The following is a 3,172-nucleotide window of genomic DNA, read 5'->3' on the forward strand; positions in this document are numbered from 1 at the left end:
GAACCTATATCAGCTCTGATTTGATCAAGGTTAGTTATAGCAGTTTCAGCTATATCCATCACAGCCATAGCACCTTTAAGAGTGGTTACACCCGCAGTTTCATCAGTAGCACCTACAGCTGTAGTTCTTAAAGCAGCAAATTGAGAATTACCTGAACCTGCTGAGAAGCCTGAACCTGCCGAAACTACATAGGTACTGCTTATAGAAGCCGCGCTTGAAACAATTTGTACTGCTCCAGTTAAAATTGTAGAATATCCTTTTCCACTACCTACTGAGAAGCCTGAACCTCCTGAGAAGCCTGAACCTGCTTGAGACATAAACGCTGAAATACTAGAAGCTTGGATAATTTGCTTATCTCCACCACCATTGTAAGAATTAAATCCCATAGCATCAGCATTAGCTGCTGAAATTTGACCTTTTGACTCTCTTAAAGATACTGAAGCTTGAGAAATCATATCTGTAGCACCCATACCTATAGCACTAAGATTAGTTCCACTTATGTTGATATCTCTACCATCATTTTTAACTAAAGATAATCTTCCATAATTTTCAGTTTTTAAAATACCCGCACCAGCACCTATACTACCTGTGATTTTAATGCCTCTACCATCAGCTGAAGTAAGAACAAGTTTACCATTCTCATCTTTAGAAGCTTGAACTCCTGTGGTATCTTTAACCGCATTGATGGCTGAAATCAAAGAACCGTTATTATCTCCATCTTTATAATCAACCTTACCAATTATAACCCCATTGATAGCAAAGTCTTGAGAAGTAGTTCCTTCTTTTATAGCATAAGCTCCAACAGTTTTTACATCATAAGTTGCTCTAACTCCTGTTTTATCAGAGCTTTTATTAATCTCTTCAGCTAAAGCTCCAAGACCTGTTCCAACAGAAGTTGAAATCACAACATTATCAAATTTAAAATCTTCCAAACCATTATAGTTTTTGATAGTAAGTCCTACTACACCTGAACTCACACTTTGTGAACCTGTTTCAAATCTTGTAACACCGATTTTTGAAGACTGGGTTGGTCCAATGCTAGCTTTTATAGTTTGATTTGAGCTTGAACCGATTTGAAATTCTTGATTGGTAAAATTTCCACTTAAAAGTTGTTTACCATTAAAAGCTGTAGTATTTGCGATATTATCAAGTTCTTCCATTAAGCGGTTTATATCTGCTTGAAGCATGGTTCTTGTTTTTAAACTTTGACCATCTTGAGCTGCTTGAGTTGCTTTAGTCTTAATAGTATCTAAGATCTTAAGTTGCTCATCCATAGCCTTATCTGCAGTTTGTAAGATGCCTATAGCATCATTGCCATTGTTTATAGCTTGACCTAGAGTAGCTGCTTGAGAACGCAAAGAATCTGCTATCGCCATCCCTGAAGCATCATCTGCTGCGGAGTTAATCCTAAGACCAGAACTAAGTCTACTTAAAGACTTATCAAGCTCGTTAGCATTAACAACTGAATTTGCATGTGCATTTAATGCACCGATGTTGGTGTTTATCCTAAAACCCATTTTAAATCCTTTCAAAATATTGCATCGAAAAGATTAAAGCAAGAAGTGTTCCAAGTTTTAGTTTAATTAAAAATCTTTAGAGTTTAAAAAAGCCTAGTATTTAAACTAGGCTTGGATTTGTATATATCGCAGTACTTTAAAAATATGTAGAGCTATTGAAGCAATCTTAAAACATTTTGCTGACTAGAATTTGCCTGAGCCATAGCATAAGATCCACTTTGAGCTAGGATGTTAGCTTTAGAGTAGTTTGCACTCTCACTTGCAAAGTCTACATCTCTGATTTGTGATTCAGCTGATTTAACATTAACCTGGGTTACGGTGATGTTGTTTATAGTTGATGTGATTTGATTTTGTATAGAACCTATATCAGCTCTGATTTGATCAAGGTTAGTTATAGCAGTTTCAGCTATATCCATCACAGCCATAGCACCTTTAAGAGTGGTTACACCCGCAGTTTCATCAGTAGCACCTACAGCTGTAGTTCTTAAAGCAGCAAATTGAGAATTACCTGAACCTGCTGAGAAGCCTGAACCTGCCGAAACTACATAGGTACTGCTTATAGAAGCCGCGCTTGAAACAATTTGTACTGCTCCAGTTAAAATTGTAGAATATCCTTTTCCACTACCTACTGAGAAGCCTGAACCTCCTGAGAAGCCTGAACCTGCTTGAGACATAAACGCTGAAATACTAGAAGCTTGGATAATTTGCTTATCTCCACCACCATTGTAAGAATTAAATCCCATAGCATCAGCATTAGCTGCTGAAATTTGACCTTTTGACTCTCTTAAAGATACTGAAGCTTGAGAAATCATATCTGTAGCACCCATACCTATAGCACTAAGATTAGTTCCACTTATGTTGATATCTCTACCATCATTTTTAACTAAAGATAATCTTCCATAATTTTCAGTTTTTAAAATACCCGCACCAGCACCTATACTACCTGTGATTTTAATGCCTCTACCATCAGCTGAAGTAAGAACAAGTTTACCATTCTCATCTTTAGAAGCTTGAACTCCTGTGGTATCTTTAACCGCATTGATGGCTGAAATCAAAGAACCGTTATTATCTCCATCTTTATAATCAACCTTACCAATTATAACCCCATTGATAGCAAAGTCTTGAGAAGTAGTTCCTTCTTTTATAGCATAAGCTCCAACAGTTTTTACATCATAAGTTGCTCTAACTCCTGTTTTATCAGAGCTTTTATTAATCTCTTCAGCTAAAGCTCCAAGACCTGTTCCAACAGAAGTTGAAATCACAACATTATCAAATTTAAAATCTTCCAAACCATTATAGTTTTTGATAGTAAGTCCTACTACACCTGAACTCACACTTTGTGAACCTGTTTCAAATCTTGTAACACCGATTTTTGAAGACTGGGTTGGTCCAATGCTAGCTTTTATAGTTTGATTTGAGCTTGAACCGATTTGAAATTCTTGATTGGTAAAATTTCCACTTAAAAGTTGTTTACCATTAAAAGCTGTAGTATTTGCGATATTATCAAGTTCTTCCATTAAGCGGTTTATATCTGCTTGAAGCATGGTTCTTGTTTTTAAACTTTGACCATCTTGAGCTGCTTGAGTTGCTTTAGTCTTAATAGTATCTAAGATCTTAAGTTGCTCATCCATAGCCTTATCTGCAGTTTGTAAGAT

At 36.3% G+C, this 3,172-nt stretch carries 2 protein-coding genes; both read right to left on the minus strand.

All coding sequences use genetic code 11. The features are described from left to right. The coding region (locus AJ888_RS05470; protein WP_070296179.1) for a flagellin at nucleotides 1-1,517 on the minus strand (1,517 nt) is incomplete at its 3' end. 152 nt (nucleotides 1,518-1,669) lie between these two features. Beyond that, nucleotides 1,670-3,172: flagellin (locus AJ888_RS05475; protein WP_070296180.1), on the minus strand; the 1,503-nt coding region annotated here is incomplete at its 5' end.

This window comes from Campylobacter sp. BCW_6467 (genome assembly GCF_001762855.1).
GTDB lineage: Bacteria > Campylobacterota > Campylobacteria > Campylobacterales > Campylobacteraceae > Campylobacter_D > Campylobacter_D jejuni.